We start from the raw sequence: 25,632 nt of genomic DNA on the forward strand, positions 1-25,632 counted from the left end.
ACCACCGGCTCCCGGCACCGGGCAGTCCGTCACCACACCACGAATCGGCAGAGGGCAGGAAGATGGCAGGCGAGGACAGACTCCGCGAATACCTGAAGAAGGCCACGGTCGACCTGGGTGACGCCAGGCGCAAGCTGGCCGAGGCCCAGGCACAGACGCACGAGCCGATCGCAGTCGTCGGCATGTCGTGCCGCTTCCCCGGCGCCGGTTCCGTCGACGCCTACTGGGACCTGCTCGACCAGGGCAGGTCCGCGGTCCTCGACGAGGTGCCGGGCGGCCGGTTCGACCTCGCCCCGCACGTCGAGAACGACGGGGTCTACACCACCCGCGGCGCCTTCCTCGACGACGTGGCGGGCTGGGACGCCCGGTTCTTCGGCAGCTCCCCGCAGGAGGCGCTGCGGATGGACCCGCAGCAGCGGCTGCTCATGGAGCTGACCTGGGAGGCGCTGGAGGACTCCGGTACGCCGCCGCCGAGCCTGGCGGGCAGCCGTACCGGAGTGATGATCGGCTTCTCCGACGTCCTCCAGTACCTGCGCCTGGAGCAGGCCGAGGAAGGTCTGGGCGTGCTGCACGACCCGTACGGCGGCCAGGGCGGTTCCGCCAGCGTCGTCGCGGGCCGGCTCGCGTACCACTACGACCTGCGCGGCCCCGCGCTGACCCTGGACACCGCCTGCTCGTCCTCGCTGGTGGCCGTCCACCTCGCCGGTACGGCGCTGCGCCGCGGCGAGTGCGACCTCGCGGTGGCGGGCGGCGCCTTCCTGCTGATGCACACCGACATGTACGTCAACGCCTGCTCCACCTCGATGCTGTCCCCCGACGGCCTGTGCAAGACCTTCGACGCCCGCGCCGACGGCTATGTGCTGGGCGAGGGCGCCGGGGTGGTCGTCCTGGAGCGGCTCTCCGACGCGGTACGGCGCGGCCACCGGGTGCACGCGGTCATCCGCGGCACGGCCGTCAACCAGGACGGCCGCAGCAACGGCCTGACCGCGCCCAGCCGCAGCGCCCAGGCCGACGTCATCCGCCGCGCGGTGTCCGCTGCCGGGGCGACCCCCGACGACATCGCGTACGTCGAGGCGCACGGCTCCGGCACCAAGCTCGGCGACGCCATCGAACTGGGCGCGCTCACCGATGTGTTCGGGCGCCGCAGCGAGGAAAGGCCGCTGCACGTGGGCGCGGTGAAGACCAACATCGGCCACACCCAGGCCGCGGCCGGGATGGCCGGTCTCATCAAGGCCGTCCTGGCCGTCAAGCACCGCACGGTGCCGCCGAATCTGAACATGACCGAGCCCTCGGAGACCGCCCTCGCCGCGGGCGCCGTCCGCCCGGCCTCCGAGTCCCGCCCCCTCCCGACCGACGAGGCGTCGCCGCAGCTCGTGGGCGTCAGCTCCTTCGGCTGGTGCGGCACCAACGCCCATGTCGTCCTGGCGGCGCCGTCGCCCGCGGCGGCTGGGACGGGCACGGCGGCGGGCGTCGGCGGCCCGGTCCGCGCCGGTCTCGCCACCACGGGAGGCACCTCGGCCGACGGCGCCGCCGAAGGTTCCGTCGAAGCCGCCCCGGCGCCCGGCAGGGCCGAACTGCTGCCCGTCTCCGCCGCCGACGACGGCGCGCTGACGGCGCGGCTGGACGCGCTGGCCGCGGTCGCCGGACGCACCGGCCTCGACGACCTGGCGTACACGCTGCAAAGCGGCCGCGCGGCGCTGGAGTTCAGGCGCGCGGTGGTGGCCGCCGACCCCGAGGACGCTGCCGCCGCGCTGGCGACCGCGGCGCGGGCCACCGGGGTCCGTACGGTCAAGGGCCTCCCCAAGCTGGCGTATCTGCTGCCGGGCACGGGCGACCACTACCGGGGCATGGCGCGCGATCTGCACCGTACGGAACCGGCGTTCGCCGAGGCCGTCGAGACGTGCCTGGCCGTCGCCGAGGAGCGCTGCGGCATCGACCTGCGGGACACGCTGCTCGGTGAGCCCGCGCAGGCGCCGGCCGACGCGGGGGCGGGCTTTCTGGCCAGGCCCGGCAGCGGGGCTGACCTGGCGGACGACCCGGACAGCCACGCGGAGATCGCGCACCTGTCGCTGTTCACCGTCGAGTACGCGCTGGCCAGGCTGCTGGCCACGCACGGCGTCACGCCCGACCTGCTGATCGGCTACAGCCTCGGCGAGTACGTGGCCGCGACCCTGGCCGGTGTCTTCGAACTGCCCGACGCCCTGTGGCTGGTGGCGCGGCGCGCCCGGCTGATCGAGGCGGCGCCCGAGGGCCGGATGCTGGCGGTCGCCGCCGACGCCGACCGGGTGCGCGCCGAACTGGCCGCGTGCGGCGCGGCGGTGGACATCGCCGCCGTCAACGGCCCGGCCATGACCGTGGTCAGCGGAGCGCCGGACGCCGTGGCGACCGCCGCCGCCCACCTGGCCGAACAGGGCCTGGCGGCACGGCAGTTGCGCTCCGCGCACCCCTTCCACTCGGCGCTGCTCGCCCCGGCCCGCGCGGAGCTGGCCGAGGCCGTGGCCGCGGTGCCCCGGCACGAGCCGCGCATCCCGGTCGTCTCCAACGTCACCGGCGCGCCGCTGACCGCCGAGCAGGCCACCGACCCCGGCTACTGGGCCGACCACCTGACCAGCCCGGTGCGGTTCGCCGACGGTCTGGCGGCCTGCGCGGATCTGGGCGTGGACGGCTATGTGGAGCTGGGCCCCGGCCAGACCCTGGGCGGCCTGCTCCGGCAGAACGACCGCAGCGGCGCCAACCCCACCGTGCTCGGCACCGTCCCCGCGCAGTGGGCGGCGGCCGGCCCCACCGACGGCCGCTCCCGGCTGCTGGAGACCTTCGGCCGGCTCTGGGAACTGGGCGCCGACCTCGACTGGACGTCGCTGCGCGGCGCACGCCCCGGCACGCTCACGGAACTGCCCGCCTACCCCTTCCAGCGGACCCGCTACTGGCCGCGCACGGGCACGGGGACGGCCGCCGCGACCGGCACCGGCTCCACGGGCGGCGCCGTCCAGCCCGACGACTTCTGCTACGCCCCCGCGTGGCAGCAGGACGTCACCCTGCCCGCGCCGACCGCCGTGGAACCGGCCGCGCCCCTGGTGGTGTTCGCCGACGGCGACGGTGTCGGGACCCGGCTGGCCGAGCTGGCCGCGGCCTGCGGCGCACCCGTCACCGAGGTCGTGCCCGGCGGCGCCTGGCGGCGCGACGGACGGCGGGTCGTCATCGACCCCGCCGACCCCGAGCACTACCGCAGGGTCGTCGCGGAAGCGCTGGCCGGGACCGCGGGACCGCTGCGCGTCGCCCACCTGTGGAGCCTGCGCGACCCGGCCCGCACCCCGCTGTTCGCCGAGGACGCCGAGCTGGTCAGGGCGGTCCGGCTGGGCTTCGACAGCCTGCTGCTCACCGTCCAGTCGCTCGCCTCGGCGGCGGCCGAACGCGGCGTGAAGCTGCTGACCGTGACCGCGGGCGCCGCCCAGGTGCACGGCGGCGACTGCACGGCCCCCGACCGGGCGCTGGCCCACGGCTTCGCGCGGATCGCCCACGCCGAGCAGCCGGGTACGGCCTGGCGCGGTGTCGACCTGGACCCGTCGGCGCCCGCTGATACCTGCGCCGCCCACCTCGCGGAGGAGATCGGCCACCGCGCCTGGCAGCACGACGACCCGGCCGCCACCCCCGCGCTGATCGCCTGGCGCGCGGGACGCCGCCTGCTCAAGGACTGGCGCCTGGTGCCGCTCCCCGCGGCCGACGGCGCGACCGGCTTCCCCGTACGCCCCGACGGCGCGTATCTGGTCACCGGCGGCACCCGCGGTCTCGGCCTCGGGCTCGCACGGGAACTCGTACGCTCCGGGGCGCGGCGGCTGGCCCTGGTCGGCAGGACCGATCTGAACGCCGCGGCTGCCGCCGACCCCGAGGGGCGGGCCGCCCAAAGCCTGCGCGACATCGCCGCGTTGGAGGCGTCAGGCGCCGAGGTGCTGCTGCTCACCGCCGACGTCGGCGTACCGGAGGACCTGCGGCGCGCGCTGCGCGACTGCCGGGAGCGGTTCGGAACGCTGACCGGCGTCCTGCACGCGGCGGGCGTCCCCGCGGGCGGCATGGCCGTCCGCCTGACGCCAGGCACGGCCCGTACGGTGCTCGCGCCGAAGGTGCTCGCCATGGGCCCGCTCGCCGAACTCGTCGGCCCCGGCACCCCGGAGGCCGACCGGCCGGAGCTGCTGGTCCTGTACTCCTCGGCGGTCAGCGTCTTCGGCGGCCTGGGCGAGGGCGACTACAGCGCCGCCAACACCGTCCTGGACGCGTACGGCGCGGCGCTGGCCGATGCCGCCGCGGCCACCACCAAGGTGCTGAGCGTGGCCTGGGGCCCGTGGCAGCACGACGACTGGCAGGCCGAGGCGTCCGGCGGCGCGCTGGCCGACCGGGTCCGCGAGCACCGCGCCCGCTACGGCTTCTCCGAGTCCGGCGGCAACGCGCTGCTGGGCAGGCTGGCGGGCGCCGCCCGCGGCAGCCTGCTGGCGGTGCGGATGCCGATGGCCGAGGGGCTGCGCGAGTGGGCGGCGCTGACCGACCTGGACGCGCTCGTCGCGGCCGGCGCCCCCGCCGACAGCGAACGGCCGCGCTTCCCCCGGCCGTTGCTGCGTACCGAATACGCGGCCCCGCGCACCGAGTTGGAGACGGTCATCGCCGACAGCTGGGGCCGGCACCTCGGCATCGACGGCATCGGCGTCCACGACCCGTTCTTCGACCTGGGCGGCAACTCCCTGGTCGGGATGTCCATGGTCGCCGACATCGAGAAGCGGCTCGACCGCAGGATCGCCCCGGCCGTCCTGTTCGAGCACCCGACCGTCGCCGCCTTCGCGGCGGCGCTCGACGGCGGTCCCGCCGGGACCGCCACCACCACAGCACGCGACTCCGGCCTCGCCCGGGGCGAGAGACGGCGCCGCGCCCGCGGTGCCCAGCCTTCCATCACCCGGAACTAGGAGGACGGATTCATGCCGCGCATACCCACCGAGGTGTCACCGATGGACATCGCCATCGTCGGCCTCGCCGGGCGCTTCCCCGGCGCCACCGATGCCACGGAGCTGTGGTCGGCGCTCCGCGACGGCCGCTCGGGCATCACCCGCTTCACCGACGACCAACTGCGCGCCGCGGGCGTGCCCGACGAACTGATCGACGACCCCGCGTATGTGAAGGCGGGCGCGGTGATCGACGGGATCGACCGCTTCGACGCCGACTTCTTCGGGATCAACCCGAAGGAGGCGCAGATCCTCGACCCGCAGCACCGGCTCTTCCTGGAGCACAGTTGGCACGCGCTGGAGGACGCGGGCTGCGACCCGGCGAGCTTCGACGGCTCGATCGGTGTCTTCGCGGGCTGCGCGATCAGCACCTATCTGACGCGTAACGTCGCCCCGTCCGGGATCGGCCGCAGCGTCGGCGAGCTGACCGTGGGCCTGGCCAACGACAAGGACTCGCTGACCCTGCGCGTCGCCCACACGCTGGGCCTGTCAGGGCCCGCGTACGGCATCCAGAGCTACTGCTCGACGTCCCTGGTCGCGGTCTGCGCCGCGGCCACCAGCCTGGCCGGTTTCGAGTGCGACCTGGCCCTCGCGGGCGGCGCCGCCATCGCGGTCCCGGACGACACCGGCTACCTCTACCAGCCGGGCGGCATCAGCTCGCCCGACGGCGAGTGCCGCGCCTTCGACGCCTCCGGCCGGGGCAGCCTGGTCGGCAACGGCGTCGGCGTGGTCGCGCTGCGCCGCCTGGTCGACGCGCTCGCCGACGGCGACCAGGTGTACGCGGTGATCCGCGGCTGGGCCGTCAACAACGACGCGGGCCGCAAGGTCGGCTTCACCGCGCCGGGTGTCAGCGGCCAGGCCGAGGTGATCGCCGAGGCGCTCGCCGCGACCGGTCTCGAGCCCGAGGACATCGACTACATCGAGGCGCACGGTACCGGCACCGCGCTCGGCGACGCCGCCGAACTCGCCGCGCTCCAGCAGGTGTTCGACGGCAAGGAGGTCATGATCGGTTCGGTCAAGACCAACCTCGGCCACCTGGACCGCGCGGCCGGCGTGACCGGTCTGATCAAGACCGCCCTGTCGCTGCACCACGGCGAGATCCCCGCGACCCGCAACTACACCGCGCCCAATCCCCAACTGGAGTCCGGCGACGCCCGGTTGACGGTCCTCACCGAGCGGCACCCGTGGCCGCGCGGCGACCGTCCGCGCCGCGCCGGGGTCAGCGCCTTCGGCATCGGCGGCACCAACGCCCACGTGATCCTGGAGGAGGCCCCGCCGGTCGCCGCCCGCAGCACCGGCTCGGGCCGCCGCAGCGAACTGCTGGTGTGGTCCGCCCGCACCGAGGCCGCCGCCGACGAGGCCACCGCCAATCTCGCCGCGCACCTGGACACCATGGACGACGCGGACACCACGGTCGGCGCGGGCATCTCCGACGTCGCCTACACCCTCCAGAGCGGCCGCCGGCTCTTCAGCCACCGGCGCGCCCTGGTCGCGGACTCGCTGAGCGGCGCGGCGCGCGAGCTGCGCGCCGGGTCCGCCCTCGGCCGCGCCGACGGCACCGCCTCCCGGCCGGTCGCCTTCCTGCTGACCGGCGCCGCGGAGCCGTACCCCGCCGCGGCGGCCGAACTCTACGACGCGGAACCGGCGTTCCGTACCGCGCTCGACGAGTGCCGCGCCGCCGCCCAGGCCGTCGGCGGCGCCCCGCTGGCCGGACTGCTCTCCCCCGACCGCACCAGCGGCCACGACCAGCACGGGCACCGCGCCTTCGCCTTCGGATACGCGCTCGGCACGCTCCTGCGCTCCTGGGGCATCCAGCCGGACGCCCTCCTCGGGCACGGCGTCGGCGAGTACGTCGCCGGGTGCCTGGCCGGGGTCTTCTCCCTCAAGGACGCCTTCGCGCTGCTGCACCGCCGCACGGAGACCGAGGGACAGCCGCTGACCGACTGGGCGGCGGGCCACATCACCTTCGGCGAGCCCGGAACCGTCCTGTACTCCGCCGCGACCGGCGGCCGGCTGACGGCGGCCGAGGCCACCGACCCCGCGCACTGGACCGCGGCCCTCACCGGCCCGCCCGCCGACCCCGGCACCGCGCTCGGCGCGCTGCTGGAGTCCGGGAACCACGCCCTGCTGGAGATCGGCGACGGCGCCCTCGGCGCCCACCGCGCCCTCACCGAAGGGCACGCGGACCTGCTGATCCCCGCGCTGCCCGGCGACGACGACCCGCGCGAGGCGGGCACGGTCCTCACCGAGGCCGTGGGCCGCCTGTGGCTGACCGGCGTCGACATCGACTGGTCCGGCTACCAGCACGGCCGTGACGTCCTGCGCACGAAGCTGCCCGGATACCCCTTCCAGCGCTCCCGCTACTGGATCGACGCGCCCGCCGCCGCCAAGCCCGAACTCCCCTCCGCGGCAACGGAGTCCGCCAACTCCGGCGCCGAGGAGCACGTACAGGTCATGAGCCGGGTGTGGAGCCCGGACGCGAACGGCGGCACGGGTACGGCCACCGGCCGGTTCCTGCTGTACGCCGACGCCTCCGGGGTCGGCGACGCGCTGGCCGAGCGGCTGCGCGGCGCGGGCGCCGAGGCCGTCACCGTACGGCCGACGGACGCGCCCGACACCGCCGAGGTGCCCGGCGACGGGCCGCTGACCGTGGTCGTGCTGTCCGCGCTGGACGCGGACGGGCCCGACGCGGACCCGGCCCAGGCCGTCCTCGACGTCTCCCGCGCCGTGTCGGCGTGGGGCGACCGGGCCGGGACCGGGGGTGTCGTCGTGGTCACCCGCGGCGGCCAGAGCGTCACGGCCGCCGAGCGGAGCCTCCCGGCGCAGGCCGCGGTCGCCGTCCTGCCGGTCGTCGCGGGCCAGGAGTACCCGGGCCTCGACGCCCGCGGCGTCGACCTGGACCCTGCGGCCGACACGGCGGCCTCCGCCGCCCTGCTCGCCGCCGAACTGGCCGCCGCCGAGGGGCCGGTGCTCACCGCCTTCCGCGCGGGCAGCCGCCTCACCCCGCGGTACCGCCCGATCGACGCGCCCAAGGCGCACACCGACGAACTGCCCGTGGTCCTGCCCGGCGAGAGCTACCTCGTCACCGGCGGCCTGGGCGACGTGGGCCTGATGGTCGCGGAGCACCTGATCCGCGGCGGCGCCGGGCGCGTCGTGCTCGCCAGCCGTACCGGACTGCCCGCCGACCCGGCGGACCCGCGCCGCCAGGCGGTCGTCCGGCTGCGCGCGCTCGGCGCGGACGTCGAGGCGCCCGCGCTGGACGTCACCGACGCCGCCGCCGTACGCGCCCTGTTCGGCGCGGAGCGCTTCGACGGCCTGGTGCACGCGGCGGCCGACACCTCGGAGGACACCTTCCTGCCGCTGGGCGCGCTCCAGGAGAGCACCGTCGCACGGCACTTCGCGGCCAAGTACGAGGGCGCTCGCGTGCTGCGCGACGCCGTCGGCGGGCTCGCCGGGGACCAGGCGCCGCGTTGGGGCCTGCTGTTCTCCTCGACCTCCGCGCACCTGGGCGGACTGGCCTTCGGCAGCTACGCGGCGGCCAACGCCGCGCTGGCCGCGCTCGCCGGGGCGGGCCCGGACGACGGCACCGCGCAGACCCGCTGGACCTCGGCCGCCTGGGACACCTGGGCGCCGACGCTGGCCAAGGTCGACGCCAGGACCGGCGCCTCGATGGCCGCGCACGCGATGACCGCCGAGCAGTCGCTGACCGCACTCGACCGCGCGGTGACGCAGCCGCTGCCCGCGGTGGTCGTGGTGGCCGGCGGTCTGGCGGGCCGGCTCCCGAGCCGTCCGCAGGCGGTCCCGGCGGGCGGCGGGAGCACGTCCCCTGTGGCGTCCTTCCCGCGGCCCGACCTGCCGCAGCCGTACACGGCGCCGCTGACCGCCACGGAGCGCGAGCTGTGCGCGCTGTGGACCGACACCCTCGGTGTCGACCCGGTCGGTACCCGTGACAACTTCTTCGACCTGGGCGGCAGTTCGCTCTTCGCCCTCCAGATGCTGGCCACCGTGAAGTCGCGCTTCGGTGTGACGGTGCCGACGGTCACGCTCTTCGAGGCGCCGACCGTGCACCGGCTGGCGGCCGTCCTGGACGAGCAGAAGCCCAAGGCCGCCGGAGGGCCGAGCCCGGCACCGGTCCGCGCCCCGGCGGCGCCCCGTACCCCCGCGGCGACCGTCGTCCCCGCGCCCCGGCCCGCCCCCGCGCCCGTACCCGTCGCCGCTCCGGCGCCGCGTCCGGCCGTGGCCGCGACCCCGGCCGTCAGCGCGGTCACCCAGCACACCGAGCGCGCCGAGAACACCGAACCGGAGAGCACCGAACTCGACCGGCGGATCGCCATCGTCGGCATGGCGGGCCGCTTCCCCGGCGCGGGCGATGTGGCCGGCTTCTGGCGGAATCTGTGCGAGGGCGTGGAGTCGATCCGCTTCTTCACCCCCGAGGAGCTGATCGAGGCGGGCGTCGACCCGGACATGGTCCAGGACCCGGAGTACGTGCCCGCGCGCGCCGTGCTGGACGACATCAGCGGCTTCGACGCCGGATTCTTCGGGATGAGCCCGCGGATGGCGGCGCTCACCGACCCGCAGCAGCGGCTCTTCCTTGAGGTCTGCTGGGAGGGTCTGGAGCACGCGGGGTACGCCAACGAGGCGTACCGCGACCGGATCGGCGTCTTCGGCGGCTCCAACCTGTCCACGTATCTGTTCGGGATGACCTCGCAGCTCGCCGCGGGTGACATCAGCCCGTACGAGATCATCATGAGCAACGACAAGGACGCGCTGACCACGTCCGTCTCCTACCTGTTCGACCTGCGCGGACCGAGCGTCGCGGTGCAGACCTTCTGCTCGACGTCGCTGGTCGGTGTGCACCTGGCGGTGCAGAGCCTGCGCGGCGGCGAGTGCGAGATGGCGCTGGCGGGCGGTGTGTCCATCAGCGTCCCGGACCGGGTCGGCCACCGCCGCCAGCAGGGCGGCATGGAGTCGCACGACGGCCATGTGCGGACCTTCGACGCGCAGGCCAGCGGTTCGATGTTCGGCGACGGCGCGACCGTCGTGGTCCTCAAGCGGCTCTCGGACGCGCTGCGCGACGGCGACACCGTGCACGCGGTCATCCGCGGCTCGGCGATCAACAACGACGGTGCCCTGAAGGTCGGTTACACCGCGCCCAGCGTCGCCGGGCAGGCCCGTGTGGTGCAGGACGCGATGGCCGACGCTCGGGTGAGGCCGGAGGACTTCGGCTACATCGAGGCGCACGGCACGGCCACCCCGATCGGCGACCCGATCGAAGTCACCGCGCTGAGCCGGGCGTTCGGCACGGCGGGCGGTCCCGGCAGCATCCCGATCGGCGCGGTGAAGACCAACATCGGTCACCTCAACCACGCTTCGGGCACCGCGGGCCTGATCAAGACGGTCCTCACCGTCCGCGAGCGGATGGTCCCCGCGACCTTGCACTTCACCGCCCCCAACCCGCAGATCGACTTCGCCGACAGCCCCTTCTACGTCAACACCCGGCTGACCGAGTGGCCGGCCGAGGACGGCAGGCCGCGGATCGCCGGACTCAACTCGCTGGGCATGGGAGGCACCAACGTGCACGTCGTCGTCGAAGAGCCGCCGGCCCGCAGGGCCGGCCCCGACACCCCGCAGGGCGGCAGGCGGCACCACTTCCTGCCGGTCTCGGCCCGAACCTCCGACGCCGCCGACCAGGCCGTGAGCAACCTCGCCGAGCACCTGGCCGCGACTTCGGGGGCGAGCGTCGCCGATGTCGCCTACACCCTCCAGGTCGGCCGCAAGACCTTCGAGCACCGCCGCGCCACCGTGGTCTCCAGCGGTGAGCAGGCCGTGGCCTCGCTGGCCGGTACGGACGAGGACGCGCCGCTGTCGGCGCGGGTGGAGACCGCGCACGGCCGTCCCGTCGCCTTCCTCTTCGCCGGGGTCGGCGAGCAGTATCCGGGTCTGGTCGGCGACCTCTACCGGCACGAGCCGGTCTTCCGCGCCGAACTCGACCACTGCCTGGGCCTGTTGGCCGCGCACCTGCCGGACACCGACCTGACGGGGCTGCTGACCGGGGACCGTCCCGGCGGCGGCATGGACCTGGCGGCGCTGCTGGGCCGGGCGACCGGCGCGGCCGACGACCGGGAGGCGGAGCTGGAGCGCACCGAGATCGTCCAGCCGCTGCTGTTCGCGGTGGACTACGCGCTGGCCTCGACGCTGATGGTGTGGGGCGTGCAGCCGTCGCTGATGCTCGGCTACAGCCTCGGCGAGTACGTCGCGGCCTGCCTGGCCGGGGTGCTGTCGCTGGAGGACGCGCTGGCGCTGGTGGTGCACCGGGCCCGGCTGATCTCCGGGGTCGAGACGGGTTCCATGGCCGCGGTGCCGCTCGGGCCCGACGACCTGCGCGACCGCTACGGACTTCAGGCGCGCGGCCTGGACATCGCCGCGGTCAACGGCCCGCAGACCGTGGTGGTCGCCGGTCCCGCCGACGCGCTGGCCGGCCTCGCCGCCGACCTGGAGCGCGACGGCGTCCCCAGCCGGGGGCTGCGCACCACGCACGCCTTCCACTCCCGGATGCTCGCCCCGCTCGCGGACGAGCTGACCTCGTGGGTCGCGGAGAACATCCGGCTCAACCCGCCGCGGCTGCCGTACCTGTCGAACGTCACCGGCGGTGTCGCCGACGCCCGGCTGGTGCGGGACCCCGCCTACTGGGCGGAGCACATGTGCCGTCCCGTGCAGTTCGCGGCGGCCGTCGAGACGCTGCTGGCCGACCCCGAGCTGGCGATGGTGGAGATCGGTCCCGGACAGTCGCTGGGCACGATGGTGCGCGGCGCGGGCTGCGCTCCGCAGCGCTGGGCGACGATCACCGCGACGCTGCCCGCGCAGAGCGACCCGCGTCCGGCCGACCGAGTCCTGACCGAGGCCCTGTCGCGGCTGTGGCTGACCGGTGTCGACCTGGACTGGGCGGCCTACCACGGCCGCGCCGAGCGGACCGCCGAGCTGCACCGGGGCTTCGCGCCCGGCAGGGTGCCGCTGCCCACGTACCCCTTCCAGCGGCAGCGCTACTGGATCGAGCAGACCCCGCTGATCGGCGCCAAGCCGGCCGCGCCCGCGGCTGCGACGGCGCCGGGCACACCGGGTGTGCCCGCCAGCTTCGAGGACATCGACCGGGTCCCGAAGCTGCCGGAGGAGCAGTGGGTCTGGCAGCCGGTGTGGCGGCAGACCGCGTCCCCGGCGACGGCGGGCGCGCAGCCCGCGAGCTGGCTGGTCTACGCCGACGGGTCGGAGGCCGACGGTGTGCTCGACGAGTTGGTGCGCGCGGCGGCGGCCGACGGCGCGACCGTGACCGCGGTCCGTCCCGGCGGCGGCTGGAGCGCCGACCCGGCGACCGGCTACACCGTACGGCCGGGCCACTCGGGCGACGCCCAGGCGGTCCTGCGCGACTTGCGCAAGCGCGGGCTCGCGCTGGAACGGGTGGTCCATCTGTGGACGCTCGCGGAGCGGCCCGACGACGAGTCGATCGCGTTCGGTCTGCACACCCTGGTGGCACTGGCCCGTGCGGCCGGTGAACTGGGCTCGGGCGACTGGCAGTTGGACATGGTCACCGCGGGCGCCCACCAGGTGCTCGACGGTTCGGAGGTACGGCCCGACGCCGCCACGCTCATCGGCCCGACGCTCGTGGTGCCGCTGGAGTACCCCAACGTCACCACCCGGCTGCTCGACGTCGAGCCGGACACCCCGGCCGCCGCCGTCGCCGCCGAACTGCGCCGACCGCGGACCGACGCGGCCGTCGCCCTGCGCGGCAGCAGGCGCTGGGTGTGCGGTTACGACATGCTCCCGGCGGCGGACGACGAGAGCGCCGCGGCGGTGCTGCGCGAGCACGGGGTCTATCTGATCACCGGCGGTCTGGGCGGCATCGGTCTGGGCATGGCGGAACACCTCGCACGGCAGGTCGGCGCCCGGCTGGTGCTCTTCGGCCGCCGCGGGCTGCCGCCGCGTGAGCGGTGGGAGGGCATCGCCGCGGGCACCGAGGCGGCCGACGAGGCGCTGCGGGCCAGGGTGAGCCGTGTCCTGGGCATCGTGGAGCTGGGCGCGGAGGTCGAGATCGTCACGGGTGACGTGGCGAGCGCGCCCGACGTCCGGCGCGCCATCGACCTGGCGCAGGAGCGTTTCGGCGCCCTGCACGGCATCCTGCACACCGCGGGCGTGCCCGGAACGGGTCTGATCCAGTTCAAGCAGTCCGACGACTCCGAGCTCGTTCTCGCGCCCAAAGTTGCCGGCGTACAGGCCCTGGACAAAGCACTGCGAATCGGCCACGCTGATGAGACCGCGCTGGACTTCCTGGTGCTGTTCTCCTCGATCACCGCGGCCACCGGCGGCGGCCCGGGCCAGGTCGACTACTGCGCGGGCAACGCCTACCTCGACGGCTACGCGGCACGGCAGGCGGCCACCGGCCGCCGGGTCCTGTCGGTCGACTGGGGCGAGTGGACCTGGAACGCCTGGGACTCCGGTCTGTCGGGCTACGACGAGGGCTTGCAGGCCTTCTTCCGCTCGCACCGGGAAGCCTTCGGCATCACCTTCGCGGAGGGCTGGCGCTCGCTGCTGCGGGCCCTGGCCTCCGGCGAGTCGCGGGTCGTGGTCTCCACGCAGGACCTGCCGACGATGGTGAGCTACAGCACCGGCTTCACCGTCGAGGCCGTCATGGCCCCGGCGGGCGGCGGCTCCGGCTCCGCCGACCGGCACCCGCGGCCCGAACTCCTCACCCCCTACCGGGAGCCCTCGGGCCCCGTCGAGGAGCGGCTGGCCGAGGTCTGGGGCGACATGCTCAAGCTCGAACGGGTCGGCGCCCGTGACAACTTCTTCGAACTCGGCGGCAACTCACTGCTCGGCATCGCCCTGCTCGCGGCCCTGCGCCGGGCCTTCCAGGACGCCGAGCTCCCCCCGCACATCCTCTACGAGGCCCCGACCGTCGAGGCCCTCGCCAAGGTCGTGGACGGACCCGCCGCGGACGCGGCGCCCGTCCCGGAGCCCGACGGCCAGGAGCAGGCGCGACTGCGCAGGTCCGGCCTCAAGACCGCCGCCCGGCGGCGCAGGAGCTGATCCCGCGTCAGCGGCACTCCGCACCACGCGACACCCCACGCCCCAGGCGTGGTTCAGCACACCCACAACAGCCAGCACCACCCACCAAGGAATCGGAGAGATCATGACCGTCGTAGGAGTTGTCGGTGCCGGGGTCATGGGCATCGGAGTCGCGCACAATCTGGCCCAGTCCGGTTACGAGACCGTCCTCGTCGACATCGACGAGCGGATTCTCACCGACGCCAAGGCGGCCATCAGCCGCAACTGCCGGCTCAGCCGCCTGATGGGCGGACCGGCCCTGGACCCCGACGAGATCCTGGGCCGGATCACCACCGCTGTCGGCGTCGAGGCCCTCGCCAAGGCCGACTTCGTGATCGAGAACGTCACCGAGAACTGGGAGATCAAGCGCGAGGTGCACGCCGAGCTGGACCGCGTGCTCTCCCCCGAGGCGGTCGTGATCGTCAACACCTCCGCGATCCCGATCACCCGCGTCGCCGCGGTCGGCACGCACCCGGAGCGGGTCGTCGGGGTGCACTTCATGAACCCGGTGCCGGCCAAGCCGGTCGTGGAGCTGATCCCCGGCTTCCACACCGCGCAGGAGACCGTCGAGGTCACCCGCCAGCTCCTCAGCGGCATGGGCAAGAAGGCGGTGGACGTCAAGGACGCCTCCGGCTTCGTCTCCAACCGGGTGCTCATGCTGACCGTCAACGAGGCCGCCTTCCTCGTCCACGAGGGCGTCGCCACCGCGGAGTCGGTGGACGAGGTGTTCCGCGGGTGCTTCGGGCACCCGATGGGTCCGCTGGAGACCGCCGACCTGATCGGCGTCGACACGATCCTCTACAGCGTCGAGGTGCTCTACGAGCACTACGCCGACAGCAAGTACCGGCCCTGCCCGCTGCTCAAGCAGATGACCGACGCCGGACTGCACGGCCGGAAGACCGGCCGTGGCTTCTACACCTACGACAACAAGGGATGACGACCATGTCCGAGAACACCACCGCCCAGACCAGCATCCTCTCCTTCATCGAGGCCCGCTTCCCGCAGGCCAGCATCGCCACCGACCAGGACATCTTCTCGCTCGGCTACATCAACTCGCTCTTCGCGATGGAGCTGGTGATGTTCATCGAGAAGACCTTCGGCCTCACCATCCCCAACGACGAACTGCGCATCGACAACTTCCGCACCGTCGAGGCCATGGCGGACCTCGTCGCCCGCCGGAGCGTCCCCGTCTCCGTCGACTGAGGAGCCAGACCATGACGAGCTTGACCACGGCGCCGCCCCTCGCGGCGGCGCCGGCGGGGGCCCGGATCACCCGGGACTCGGCACGCGCGTTCGTCGACACCCACATCATGCCGGTGGCCGACGTGTACGACCGGCGGGGCGCGGTCCCCGAGGAGTTGCAGGAGCGGATCGGCGAGGCGGGCCTGTGGGCCCCCTTCTACCCGGCCGCGCTGGGCGGCCAGGACCTTGACCTGGTGACGCTCGGTCAGGTGCACGAGGAGGTGGGCCGGGGATGTTCCTCGGTCAGGTCCCTGCTCACCGTGCACACCATGCTGTCGTGGGCGCTGCTCCGCTGGGGCAGCCCCGCCCAGATCGAGCAGTGGGCGCCGTCGCTGGCCACCGGCGCGGTGCGCGGCGCCTTCTGCCTGTCGGAGCCCGCAGGTGGCGGCAGCGACACCGCGGGCATCCGTACCACCGCCGTCCAGGAGAACGGCGGGTGGCGGCTCAACGGCCGCAAGAAGTGGATCACCGGTGGCCAACGGGCGGACCTGTTCCTGGTGTTCGCCCGCACCGAGTCCAGCGTGATCGCCCTGCTCGTACCACGCCGGTCACCCGGCGTGCGGGTGATACCGGTGGAGGACGTGCTCGGCACCCGGGCCTCGCTCATCGCCGAGCTGGAGTTCGACGATGTGCGGCTCGATTCCGACGCGCTGTTGGGGCCCAGTTCGTTCGCCTCCGGCATGGTGCTCAGCGGAACCCTCGACCTGGGCCGGTTCTCGGTCGCCTCCGGTTCCGTCGGAATCGTCCAGGCGTGCCTGGAGGCGTCGGCGTACTACACCGCGCAGCGCACGGTCGGCGGCAGCAAGCTCCGTGAACTCCAGCTCATCCGGGCGAAGTTGTCGGACATGGTCACCGATGTGCGGGCGGCCAGGCTGCTGTGCCACCAGGCCGGTGTGCTCAAGGATGCCGGGGACCCGGCGACCATCATGGCCACCTGGGTGGCGAAGTACTTCGCGTCCACCGCGGCGGCCCGGCACTCCACGGAGGCCGTACAGATCCACGGCGCCAACGGAATGAGCGCCGACTTCCCGGTCGCACGGCTGTACCGGGACGCGAAGGTCATGGAAATCATCGAGGGCAGCAACGAGATCCAGCGGATCACGATCGCTGACGAGGCATACCGGGAGTGGGCACTGTGAGCACGCTGACGCAACCGCCGGCCACCGCGCCGGCCACCGGCCCGGCGTCGCCGCCGGACGGTCCGTACCGCAAGCCCGCGCAGGGCAAGATCAAGTGCGTGGTGTGGGACCTGGACAACACGCTGTGGGACGGGGTGCTGCTGGAGGACGGCGAGGTCACCCTGCGCCCCGGTGTGGTGGAGCACATCCGCCGGCTGGACGCGCTGGGCGTCCTGCACTCCGTGGCGAGCAAGAACGACCACGACACGGCCATGGCGAAGCTGCGCGAACTGGGCCTTGAGGACCTGTTCCTGTACCCGCGGATCGGCTGGAACGCCAAGTCGGAGTCGGTCCGGCAGATCTCCGCCAAGCTCAATCTGGGGCTCGACGCGTTCGCCTTCGTCGACGACCAGGACTTCGAGCTGGCCGAGATGGAGTTCTCCGTCCCCGAGGTCACCCGGGTCAACGCGCTCGACATCGACACCGAGCTGAACCGGATCGAGTTCCGGCCGCGGTTCGTCTCCGACGAGTCGGCGCAGCGCCGGGCGATGTACCACAGCCAGCTCGCGCGGGACGAGATCGAGAGCGATTTCGTCGGCACCAACGAGGAGTTCCTGGCCAGCCTGGGCATGACGTTCACCATCGCCCCGGCGGCCCGCGAGGACCTCCAGCGCGCGGAGGAACTGACCATCCGCACCAACCAGCTCAACTCGACGGGCCGCACGTACTCGTACGACGAGCTGGACGCGCTGCGCGAGTCGCCCGACCACCTGCTGCTGGTGGCCACCCTCACCGACCGGTTCGGCTCGTACGGCAAGATCGGCCTGGCGCTGGTGGAGACCGGCGACCCGAACTGGCAGCTCCACATGATGCTGATGTCGTGCCGGGTGATGTCCCGCGGGGTCGGCTCGGTGCTGCTCAGCCACATCATGGAGCGGGCGCGGGAGGCCGGTGCGGGCCTGCGCGCGGACTTCGTGGAGACCGGCCGCAACCGGATGATGCAGATCACCTACGCCTTCAGCGGCTTCCGCGAGGTGGCCAGGGAGGGCGACCGGCTGGTGCTGGGGGCCGACCTGGACCAGATCCAGCCGCTGCCCGGCTATGTCGAGGTCGAGGTGACGCGATGACGACCGTGCTGGAGGCGGCGCCCGCCGCCTCGTGGCTGCCCTTCGCGGAGCAGCCCGGCTGCGCCGGCGTGCGGCTGTACTGCCTGCCGCACGCCGGGGGTTCGGCCTCGGCGTACCGTTCCTGGTTCGGCAGGCTGGGCCCGGTGTCGGTGCGACCGGTCCAGCCGCCCGGCCGGGAGACCCGGCTGCGCGACACCCCGTACGACCGGATGGACCGGCTGGTGCCGGACCTCGCGGACGCCGTGCTGGCCGACACCTCCCCGGAGGGGGAGACGCGGCCGTACGCGGTGTACGGGCACAGCCTCGGGGCGCTGGTCGGCTTCGAGCTGGTGCGGGAGATCCGGCGCCGCGGCGGGCCCATGCCGGTGCACCTGTTCGTCTCCGGGTGCGCGGCGCCCGGCTCGCCCGACGACGGCGACCCGCCGGTGGCGGGGATGACGCAGGACGAGGTCGTGGCGCTGCTGCGGCGGATCGGCGGCACCCCGGAGTGGATGCTGACCGACCCGACGGTGCTGCGGATGATCCTGCCGCCGTTCCGCGCGGACTTCGGGGTCAGGGACTCCTACGAGTACCGGCCGCAGGCTCCGCTGAGCGTGCCGATCACGGCGCTCGCGGCCACCGACGACCCGCGCGCGGGCATCGCCGACGTGGCGGGGTGGCGCGACCAGACCACCGGGCGCTTCACCTCGCACACCCTGACCGGCGGGCACTTCGCGGTGCTGGAGCAGGCCGCGGTCACCCACCGGTACATCGACCGGGCGCTGCGCGGCACCTGGGGCCCGCAGCTTCCGGGCCTCGCGCCCATCCACCCGCAGGAGGCATCCGTTGTTCACCACTGAACCCGCGCGCCTGCCGTCGCGGCCGGGCGGGCCGCGACGGGAGGCCGGGGACCGGCCGCCGGGGACCGCGGGCGCCGCGGTCCCGGCGGGCCGGACCCTCACCGACTGGTTCCGGCACGGCCTGGCGCTCGACGGCGGGGCCGAGGCGCTGCGCGTCGGCTCCACCGCCGTCGACTACACACGGCTGGACGCCGCCGCGCGGGCGCTCGCCGGGACCGTCGTCGCGGCGGTCCCCGGCGGGCGGCCCCGGCGGGTCGGCCTGCTGGCCTCCCGTACCGTGACCGCCTACGCCGGTCTGCTGGCCGCGCAGTTCGCGGGCGCGGCCGTCGTGCCGCTGCACCCCGGCTTCCCCGCCGACCGCACCGCCCGGATGATCACCGCGGCCGGTCTGGACGCGCTGATCGTGGACGAGCGCGGCGCCGCCGTGCTGCCGGAGCTGGCCGGGGTCCTCGACGGCGTCCCCGTCGTCGGGGAGCCGGTCGGGGAGCCGTTGGAGCAGCCGCTGCCGACGACGCCCGACGACATCGCGTACATCCTGTTCACCTCGGGCTCCACGGGCACGCCCAAGGGGGTGCCCGTGCTGCACCGCAATGTCGACGCCTATCTGCGCTTCGTGCACGGCCGGTACGGCTTCCACAGCGGGGACGTGTTCTCGCAGACCTTCGATCTCACCTTCGACCTGGCGATGTTCGACCTGTTCACCGGCTGGGGCAGCGGCGGCACCGTGGTGAGCGTGCCGCCGACCGCGTACGCCTCGCTGGAGCGGTTCGTCGCCGAGCAGGGCATCACGGTGTGGTTCTCCGCGCCGAGCCTGGTGTCGCTGCTGCGGCGGCGGCCCCGGGGGCTGCCCGCGGGCAGCATGCCGAGCCTGCGCTGGAGCCTGTTCTGCGGGGAGCCGCTGCTGGCCCACGACGCGCGGGAGTGGGGCGCTGCGGCGCCCGGCTCGGTGGTCGAGAATCTCTACGGCCCGACCGAGCTGACCATCTCGTGCAGTGTGCACCGCTGGGACCCGGTCACCTCCCCGTCGTCGTGCGTCAACGACGTGGTGTCGATCGGCCGTCTGCACCCCGGTATGCGGGCGCTGCTGCACGAGCCCACCGAGGACGGCGACGGTGAACTGTGCGTCACCGGCGACCAGATGTTCCCCGGCTATCTCGACCCGGCCGACGACGAGGGCCGGTTCCTGGAGCACGGCGGCGAACGCTGGTACCGCACGGGCGACTTGGTACGGCGGCTGCCCGGCGACGCCTTCGCGTATCTGGGCCGGCGCGACCACCAGGTGAAGATCCACGGGGTGCGCGTCGAACTGGCCGAGGTGGAGTGGGCGTTGCGCCGCGTCGAGGGTGTGAAGGAGGCCGTCGCGGTCGCCGTGGACGGCGAGTTGACAGCATTCCTGCTCGGTGAGCGGCGGCCTCAGGCGGCCCTGGCCGAGGAGCTGGCGGCCTTCCTGCCGCGCGCCCTGGTCCCCCGCCGCTTCGTCCAGGTCGAGGAGTTCCCGCTCAACGCCAACCGCAAGATCGACCGCAAGGCCCTCACGGCGCGCGCCGCGGCGGCCACCCGGTGACGGCGCCCCGCCACCGGGTGGCGGAGCCGGGCGTGCCGCACGGGACCACCGCGCGGACAGCACGCGCGGAGCGGCCGACGCGGAAGGTCCGCGACGGCCGCCCCTGGCGGTACGGGTGCCGGTACGTGCCGGTGTCAGCCCTCCACGAAGGACGCCAGACGGCGGACGGTGAAGTGCTCCAGCAGGTCGGTCGGGGCGAGGTCGCACGAGAGGGCCGCGCGGATGCGCGCCGAGAGCTCGACGGCGACGAGCGAGTGACCGCCCAGTTCGAAGAAGCCGTCATCCGCGCCGATTCCCTCCACCGCCAGGACCTGGCCCCAGATCTCCGCCAGCGCCGCCTCCGTGCCCTCGGCGGGCTCGGCGTACGGGGTGCGCAGCTTCGGCCGCGCGTGGCGCTGCCCGTCGTCGGCGGCCCGCTGCTCCGCCGACGTGCCGTCGCCGGTGACCCACTGGGCGAGCCGCGGGGCGAGCGGCCCGGAGGAGATCACCACGTGGGCGAGCCGGTCGGCCGCCGCCAGCGCGCGCTCCAGCAGGGTCAGGCCCTCCGGCACCGTCATCTCGTAGGCCCCGGCGGCCGGATCGCCGTGCGCCTCACGGCGCTCCGCGTCGGTCGCCCAGGTGTCCCAGTCGACGGTGATCCAGCGGCCCTCGCCGCGCAGCCGGGCCCTGCGGGCGTACGCGTCCAGCGCCGCGTTGGCTGCGGCGTGCGGACCGAACGTGACGCCGCCGAGCACCGCGGACAGCGAGGACACGGTGATCCTGCGGTCCTTGGCGCGGTCCCCGAGGACCGCCTGGAGGGTGTGGAAGCCGGCCACCTTGGGGTGCAGGTGCGCGGCGCGGTTCTCCCGGTCGGACAGGTGGGCGATCTCGAACTGGCTCGGGTCCCGCGTACCGGCCGCGTGCACCACCGCGTCGATGCCGCCGAACCGCTCGTCGGCCGCCCGGACGACGGCCCGCATCGCCTCCTGGTCGCCGACGTCCGCGCCCATGGCGATCACCTCGGCGCCGCGCGCTTCCAGATCCAGCACGTTCCTGATGTGCCGGGCGACCCGGTCGTCACCGGCCGACAGCTCCGGCCAGCGCTCACGCGGCGGGAGTCCGCCGCGCGAGGTCAGCACCAGACGGCAGCCGTGGCTCTCCGCCAGGTGCCGGGCCAGGGCCAGGCCGACGTCGCCGAGACCGCCGGTGATCAGCACCGTCTCGCCGTCGCCGAACACCGGACGAGCGGGGTCGGTCTCCTCCAGCGGGTGCGGCTGATAGGTCCGCGCCCACAGGTCGCCGGCCCGGACGGCCGAAGGCCCTTGGTGCGGGTGGACGATCGCGGCCAGCGTCTGGTCGACCGCCGACGGTGTGCCGGCGCCCTCCGCCGGGTCCAGGTCGAGGTGACGGCACGACAGATGCGCGTTCTCCTGGCCGATGGTGGGGGCCAGCGCGGCGAGCGCAGCGTGCTCCGGATGCCGCAGATCGGTGCCGGTCACGGAGACGGCCCCGGCGGTCAGCAGGGTCAACTCGGCCTGCGCGGGCTCGGATTCGGCGGCCAGCACGCCGACCAGGCCGAGCGCGGAGTGCGTTCCCCGCTCCTGCTCCGCGGTGAAGTGCCCGGCGCCGTCGCCCTCGGGTGAGGCGAGCGAGAAGCCGTGCACGAGCGTGCGGGGCGCGACGAATTGCAGGGCCAGCAACTCTCCCAGATCCTCCGGGTGTTCGACGCGTACGGTGAAGTCCCCCGCCGCGTCCTGCCCGAACTCCCCGCCGGGCCTCGCCGTGACGACCTCGGCGCCGGCCACCGCCAGTCGGCGTACCAGCGCCTCGGCGCGCTCCTCGGCGGCCAGCACCAGCCACGGCCCGGCCGCGCGCAGCCGCTCGTCCAGATCGCGGGTGGGCAGCGGGCGTTGCCGCCACGCGGGCAGATACGACCACTGCGCGAGGTCGTCGACACGGCCCTCGGCCGGCGGCTTCTCACCGCGGGCTCCCGGCCGCGCCTCCACCCAGTGGCGGGTGCGGCGGAAGGGGTAGGTGGGCAGTTCGGCCCGCCGTCCCTCGCCCCTGTGCAGTGCGGCCCAGTCGATCGCGGCGCCCGCCAGCCACAGTCGGCCGATGGTGGTCACGAGCCAGCGCGCCGCCGACCCGGAGGGAGCGTCGGCCTCGGGGGCGACGGTGACGGTCTCGACGTGCCCGGTCCCGGTGTCACCGGCGGCCCTGATCCGCACGCCGATCGCCCGCAGTCCCTGTTCCAGGACGGCGGAGACGGCAGGGGAAGCGCCGCCCTCGGGGGTTCCCGGCAGCAACGAGGCCGCCGCGGCGGCCAGTTGGGACCGCCAGTCGGCCGGTGCCCGCTCCTCCTCGGCCAGCACCACGGCCGGGTCGTGCCGGGTGGTCTCGCCGTCCACCCAGCGGCCGGGGTCGCCGAGCGCGGCGACCGCGTCCTGGAGGTCGTCGCAGACCACGAAGCGGCGCAGTGCGAAGTGCCCGCGCGAGACCTGGAGGGTGTAGGCGACGTCGGCCGGGTCCAGTTCGGGGTGCGCGGCCAGGTGGCCGCGCAGCCGCTCGGTGACCTCGTCGAGCGCGTCCTGGTCGCCCGCGGAGAAGGCCAGCAGGTGCGGTCCGGGGACGGCGGCGCGGGCGGTACGCGGCGGGGCCTGCTCGATGACGACGTGCGCGTTGGTGCCGCCCATGCCGAAGGAGCTGACTCCGGCCCGGCGCGGCTCGGGTCCGGCCGGCCACGGCTGATTGTGCGGCAGTACGGTGAAGCGGTCGGAGGCGGCGGCCAGCGCGGGGTTGGGCTTCTCGAAGCCGGGGATGGCCAGCCGTACGCCGTCGCGGACGCCGAGCGCGGCCCGGATCAGGCCGGTGACGCCGGAGGCCCGGTCCAGGTGGCCGACGGCCGGTTTGGCCGAGCCCAGCACGATCGGTGTCTGCGGTGTCGTCTGGAACACCCGTGACAGCGCGGTCAGTTCGATGCCGTCGCCGAGCGCGGTGCCGGTGGCGTGGCACTCCACGTAGCCGACGGACTCGGGCTTGACGTCGGCGACGTTCAGCGCGGTACGGATCACCGCGGCCTGTCCCTCGACGCCCGGTGCGGAGTAACCGACGCGTTCCTGACCGTCGTTGTTGACCGCGGAGCCCAGGATGACCGCGTGGATCACGTCGCCGTCGGCGAGCGCGTCGGTCATCCTGCGCAGCGCGACCACGCCGACGGCCGCGCCCATCACCGTTCCGTCGGCCGCCGCGTCGAAGCTGCGGACCGTGCCCTGCGGCGAGGTGATGCCGCCCGGGTGGTACATGTACCCGGTCGGCTGCGGCAGCGGCAGGAAGGCGCCGCCGGCCAGGGCCAGATCGCTCTCGAAGGTCAGCAGGCTCTGGCAGGCCAGGTGCACCGCGACCAGCGACGTCGAGCAGAAGGTCTGCACACTCAGGCTCGGACCGCGCAGGCCGAGCTTGTACGCCACCAGGCTGGTGAGCGAGTCCCGTTCGTTGCCGACCGCGACCAACTGGCCGCCGCCGGGTTCGTCCATGACGTGCGCGACGTTGTCGAGCAGGTAGTCGGGGAAGGCGGAACCGCCGAAGACGCCGACCTGTCCCGGCGGGGCCACCGGCGGGTAACCGGCGTTCTCCAGCGCTTCCCAGGAGCACTCCAGGAAGAGCCGGTGCTGCGGGCCCATCGTCTCCGCCTCGCGCGGCGAGAAGCCGAACGCGGCGGCGTCGAAGTCGGCGATGCCGTCGACCGGCCCGCCGACCCGTACGTAGTGGGGGTCGGCGGCGGTCCGCGCGGAGACGCCCGCCGCGGCCAGTTCCTCGTCGGTGATCTCGCGCAGGCCGCTGACACCGGCCAGCGCGTTGCGCCACAGCGTGGCCACGTCCGGGGCGCCGGGGAAGCGGCCGGCCATGCCGACCAGGGCCACCGCGGAATCGTAGGCGTCGTACGCCTCGTCGGTCTCGTCCGTCTCGTCGGGTATGTCAGACACGATGTCTCCTCACAGCAGGTGGCTGCGGCCCCAGCCGCGAGAGAGCCGGTAGGTGGCGAAGGCGCCGCAGGCCACGCCGATCGCCAGGCAGACCAGCGCCGGGCGCAGCATCCGCGAGGCGTCGCCGTCGATGGCGGCGTGCAGCAGGGACATCGCCCAGTAGCCGGGCGAGGCCGGGGCGATGTGCTGGGCCCAGGCGGGCATCAGGCTGACCGGCACCAGGGCGCCGCCGAGCGCGCTGACCAGCATCGCGCCCAGGTCGGAGACCATGCCGAGGTCGCCGCGGCTGCGGACGACCGTGGCGAGCGCCGTGCCGAGGGCGAGCAGGGTGAAGCCCCACACCGCGACGGCCAGCATGATCCAGCCCAGGGTCGGCGGGACCGGCAGCCCGATCACCAGGCAGCCGAAGATCAGCAGCACGCTCTGCTGGAGCAGCAGGATCACGAAGGCCGGTACGGCCTTGCCCAGCAGGAGCTGGGCCCGTGAGGCGCGGGTGACGCGCAGCCGGTCCCAGGTGCGCCACTCGCGCTCGACCATGATCGAGTTGCCCACGATGGAGAGCGCGAAGACCGAGAACATCACCAGCGGCCCGGTGACCGCCTGGAGCGTGCCGGTCTTGAGCGCGGTCACGTACAGCGGTTTGAAGACCAGCATCAGCAGCATCGGCATCGCGATGTAGCTGATGAGCTGTCCGGGGTCGCGCAGCCGCAGCAGGGCGTTGTACTTGGCCATCAGGCCGGACCGGTAGAGGGATTCAGTCGACATCGAGCACCGCCAGGGATCGGTAGAGGTCGTCGAGGTCGGGCTTGCGGACGTCGACGGAGGTGACCGGCTGCCGCGCCTCGTGGAGCAGCCGCACCAGGGCGGCGGTCGGGTCGGTGGTGGACTCGTGGAGTTCGCTGCCGTCGGCCAGGACCACGCGGACCTCGCCGGGCAGGCCCTCCAGGAGCTGCGCGCTGGTGCCGCGGGCGACCACCCGGCCGCGCTTGGCGACGGCGATGGTCGCGGCCAGTTCGGTGAGTTCGGTCAGGTAGTGGGTGGTGTAGACGACGGCGGCGCCGTCGGCGGCGCGGAGCTTGACGGTGTCGAGCAGCGCCTGGCGGGTCTCCGGGTCGGCGCCCGCGGTGGGCTCGTCGAGCAGCAGCAGGTCGGGGCGGTGGATCATGGCGACGGCCGCCTGCGTACGGCGCTGCTGGCCGCCGGAGAGCACACCGGCCGGGCGGTCGAGGAATTCGGTCAGCCGCAGCGCGGCGGACAGTTCGTCGATGGCGGACGTGAGGGCGCGGCGGCGCAGTCCGGACAGGCCGCCGAAGAACTTCATGTGCTCGCGGACGGACAGCGGCGGGTAGAGGGCGATGTTCTGCGGGGAGACGCCGATCCGCCCGCGCGCCTTGGTGGGCTCCTCGCCGCCGATGCGGACGCCGCCGGAGTCGGCCCTGATGAGCCCGGAGACGATCTCGACGAAGGTCGACTTGCCCGCGCCGTTGTGGCCGACCAGTCCGACGATCTCGCCGCGGTGCGCGGTCAGTTCGAAGCCGTCGAGCGCCTGGACCTCGCCGTAGCGCTTGCTGAGTCCGGTCACTTCGAGCATGGCCCGGTCGCTGTCCTCACCGCTCCTGGCGGCCTGCCGGTCCGGCTTCCGCGACGGTTCGTCCCGCACTCCCGCCGGCGGCGAGGGGGTCCTCAAGCTCATTGCTCC

The 25,632-nt window shown here is 74.1% G+C and carries 11 protein-coding genes; 8 read left to right on the forward strand and 3 right to left on the reverse strand.

The window, feature by feature from the left end:
- Positions 1–62: 62 nt before the first annotated feature.
- From ACIQCJ_RS13905 to ACIQCJ_RS13940, 8 genes are all read left to right on the forward strand, one after another.
- Complete coding sequence (locus tag ACIQCJ_RS13905; RefSeq protein WP_402711484.1) at positions 63–4,949, forward strand: SDR family NAD(P)-dependent oxidoreductase; 4,887 nt, start codon at positions 63–65, stop codon at positions 4,947–4,949.
- A 12-nt stretch (positions 4,950–4,961) separates the two neighbouring features.
- Positions 4,962–14,063 carry a beta-ketoacyl synthase N-terminal-like domain-containing protein gene (locus tag ACIQCJ_RS13910; protein WP_402711485.1) on the forward strand — a complete coding sequence of 3,034 codons (9,102 nt, stop codon included), beginning with the start codon at positions 4,962–4,964 and terminating at the stop codon, positions 14,061–14,063.
- Positions 14,064–14,166: 103 nt separating this feature from the next.
- Positions 14,167–15,018 carry a 3-hydroxyacyl-CoA dehydrogenase NAD-binding domain-containing protein gene (locus ACIQCJ_RS13915; RefSeq protein WP_355341416.1) on the forward strand — a complete coding sequence of 284 codons (852 nt, stop codon included), beginning with the start codon at positions 14,167–14,169 and terminating at the stop codon, positions 15,016–15,018.
- Positions 15,019–15,023: 5 nt separating this feature from the next.
- Complete coding sequence (locus ACIQCJ_RS13920; RefSeq protein ID WP_188282225.1) at positions 15,024–15,284, forward strand: acyl carrier protein; 261 nt, start codon at positions 15,024–15,026, stop codon at positions 15,282–15,284.
- An 11-nt stretch (positions 15,285–15,295) separates the two neighbouring features.
- Positions 15,296–16,462 (forward strand): acyl-CoA dehydrogenase family protein, encoded by a 1,167-nt coding sequence (locus ACIQCJ_RS13925; protein ID WP_355341413.1) that lies wholly within the window; start codon positions 15,296–15,298, stop codon positions 16,460–16,462.
- A complete protein-coding gene (locus ACIQCJ_RS13930; RefSeq protein WP_355341410.1) occupies positions 16,459–17,568 on the forward strand; it encodes an HAD-IIIC family phosphatase in 1,110 nt (369 codons plus the stop codon). Before ACIQCJ_RS13925 ends, ACIQCJ_RS13930 begins: the two co-directional genes overlap by 4 nt.
- A complete protein-coding gene (locus ACIQCJ_RS13935; protein ID WP_355341408.1) occupies positions 17,565–18,407 on the forward strand; it encodes a thioesterase domain-containing protein in 843 nt (280 codons plus the stop codon). Before ACIQCJ_RS13930 ends, ACIQCJ_RS13935 begins: the two co-directional genes overlap by 4 nt.
- Positions 18,394–19,971 (forward strand): AMP-binding protein, encoded by a 1,578-nt coding sequence (locus ACIQCJ_RS13940; protein ID WP_402711486.1) that lies wholly within the window; start codon positions 18,394–18,396, stop codon positions 19,969–19,971. Before ACIQCJ_RS13935 ends, ACIQCJ_RS13940 begins: the two co-directional genes overlap by 14 nt.
- 134 nt (positions 19,972–20,105) lie before the next feature.
- Here ACIQCJ_RS13940 and ACIQCJ_RS13945 read toward each other — a convergent pair whose 3' ends face one another.
- Genes ACIQCJ_RS13945 through ACIQCJ_RS13955 form a run of 3 tightly spaced genes read right to left on the reverse strand, consistent with a single transcriptional unit; the run spans position 20,106 to position 25,626 of the window.
- Positions 20,106–23,933 carry an SDR family NAD(P)-dependent oxidoreductase gene (locus ACIQCJ_RS13945; protein ID WP_402711487.1) on the reverse strand — a complete coding sequence of 1,276 codons (3,828 nt, stop codon included), beginning with the start codon at positions 23,931–23,933 and terminating at the stop codon, positions 20,106–20,108.
- Between the two features lie 9 nt (positions 23,934–23,942).
- Complete coding sequence (locus ACIQCJ_RS13950; protein ID WP_355341399.1) at positions 23,943–24,698, reverse strand: ABC transporter permease; 756 nt, start codon at positions 24,696–24,698, stop codon at positions 23,943–23,945.
- Positions 24,688–25,626 (reverse strand): ABC transporter ATP-binding protein, encoded by a 939-nt coding sequence (locus ACIQCJ_RS13955; protein WP_355341396.1) that lies wholly within the window; start codon positions 25,624–25,626, stop codon positions 24,688–24,690. The genes ACIQCJ_RS13950 and ACIQCJ_RS13955 overlap by 11 nt, the downstream gene beginning before the upstream one ends.
- Between the last annotated feature and the right edge of the window lie 6 nt (positions 25,627–25,632).

This window comes from Streptomyces sp. NPDC093221, assembly GCF_044753885.1.
Lineage (GTDB): Bacteria > Actinomycetota > Actinomycetes > Streptomycetales > Streptomycetaceae > Actinacidiphila.

Coding starts and splice junctions, on each gene's coding strand:
- ACIQCJ_RS13950 (WP_355341399.1), bottom strand. CDS start 24,698: ATGTCGACTGAATCCCTCTACCGGTCCGGCCTGATGGCCAAGTACAAC.
- ACIQCJ_RS13915 (WP_355341416.1), top strand. CDS start 14,167: ATGACCGTCGTAGGAGTTGTCGGTGCCGGGGTCATGGGCATCGGAGTC.
- ACIQCJ_RS13935 (WP_355341408.1), top strand. CDS start 17,565: ATGACGACCGTGCTGGAGGCGGCGCCCGCCGCCTCGTGGCTGCCCTTC.
- ACIQCJ_RS13925 (WP_355341413.1), top strand. CDS start 15,296: ATGACGAGCTTGACCACGGCGCCGCCCCTCGCGGCGGCGCCGGCGGGG.
- ACIQCJ_RS13905 (WP_402711484.1), top strand. CDS start 63: ATGGCAGGCGAGGACAGACTCCGCGAATACCTGAAGAAGGCCACGGTC.
- ACIQCJ_RS13920 (WP_188282225.1), top strand. CDS start 15,024: ATGTCCGAGAACACCACCGCCCAGACCAGCATCCTCTCCTTCATCGAG.
- ACIQCJ_RS13910 (WP_402711485.1), top strand. CDS start 4,962: ATGCCGCGCATACCCACCGAGGTGTCACCGATGGACATCGCCATCGTC.
- ACIQCJ_RS13955 (WP_355341396.1), bottom strand. CDS start 25,626: ATGAGCTTGAGGACCCCCTCGCCGCCGGCGGGAGTGCGGGACGAACCG.